Here is a 229-nt window from a genome sequence, read left to right as displayed (position 1 = left end):
CAACCGTTTCGGATGATTTCTCTTTGTTGAAATCACGAAATTTATTTTTAGAAAACTCGCCTGTGTCTTTGTCTAGCTGTCGGCTCGTAAACAGAATATGAGCATGATAGTTTCGTTCATCACTTCCACCCCTTGTATGCGGGGCATGAATGACAGCATCAACGATGACGTTATGACGCTCTACAATCTTTTTGCATAAATCATCTAGGAGCTGTTGGCGTTGTTCTGC

1 protein-coding gene is annotated in these 229 nt (G+C 41.9%); it reads right to left on the bottom strand.

All coding sequences use genetic code 11. The features are described from left to right. Window positions 1-229, bottom strand: a 229-nt coding sequence (locus tag D7V20_RS19715; RefSeq protein WP_171407882.1) for a MobA/MobL family protein, incomplete at both ends; no start/stop codon positions are given.

The organism is Acinetobacter rongchengensis, assembly GCF_003611475.1.
Classification (GTDB): domain Bacteria; phylum Pseudomonadota; class Gammaproteobacteria; order Pseudomonadales; family Moraxellaceae; genus Acinetobacter; species Acinetobacter rongchengensis.
The sequence above is the reverse complement of the archived record's forward strand: the minus strand, read 5'-3'. Positions and strand labels throughout refer to the sequence as shown.